Raw genomic sequence first — 1,040 nt, forward strand, 5'->3', positions numbered from 1 at the left:
TTGCGATGGCCAATGCGACTCTGACCAGAAATGTGTTGGAAATGGTGAAACTGCTCAACTATGGAATGCAGGTAACGGAAGCGAAAGAGTTACCGCTTGTAGAAGCGCAAATTGAAGCGCTGGCGAAACAGACAGAAGGTCTGATCGAGAAAACATCCGAAGTCGCTCCACAGCTTTCCAATGAGTTAAAAGATAAAGTGGAGACGTTGCACCAAATCACAAACTCCATTTTACTCAAGCAATCCGCGGTGATTCAGATGCAAGGGCGTATCGACGATAGTGTTGGTGGTTTTCGCTATGGACTGAGTTCCATCGGCCCAGAGATGAACAGAATTAGCTCATTTTTAAGCCTGGACGATCCTGAGTCGAGTGACGCGGCAAACCGTTTTATTGCATCTGCGAGTTCGATGGAAAGCACTTTCCTTGTAATGATGATGCATACCGATTTACCTAAAGCAGAGAAAGAATATCGGGAGATGCGAAATCGGATTGCGGGGATTAACCTTGCTTACGAAGATTTCAAAGCCCTACACCCTGAAGTCAGTGACTACGCCAGCTTGACAGCGCCTTATGAGATGGTGAAATCAGGCTTTGACGACGAGGGCATTTTGCAACTCATTCTTGCCAAGTTGGCCCAAAGCGAACAACAACAGCGTGAGTTTCATCAAGCGTCGTTATTAGCTGATGAAACCATGAGGCTCTTGGATAGCATTTCGCAGTCGGCATCGAACTTGATTGATGAACGCGAAGCCACGGTCAATAACACCATAGGCAACGTCAGCATGATGGTTCTTGTCGCGGCGTGTGTTATCTCTCTGGTTATTTTGGTCTCTTGGTTCGGGCTAAAAACGTGGACAAACCGAGGATTGAAGAATGTGCTGGTACGTTTGTCCGCATTAACTGACCACGATTTTCGTGCCAAAGCAGATGAGATGGGCCCCTTTGAGTTAAAAGAGATCGCACGCAAATTGAATCAGGTGATCGATTCAACACACGACTCTATCCAAACGGTTACACGTAATTGTGAGACGCTTTATCAA

1 pseudogene is annotated in these 1,040 nt (G+C 46.4%); it reads left to right on the forward strand.

The annotated features are described in order from the left end of the window. Nucleotides 1-1,040: pseudogene (locus R7P35_RS26260) on the forward strand (methyl-accepting chemotaxis protein); the annotation flags it as partial.

It is taken from the genome of Vibrio sp. Vb0304 (genome assembly GCF_033338995.1).
Taxonomy (GTDB): Bacteria; Pseudomonadota; Gammaproteobacteria; order Enterobacterales; family Vibrionaceae; genus Vibrio; species Vibrio alginolyticus.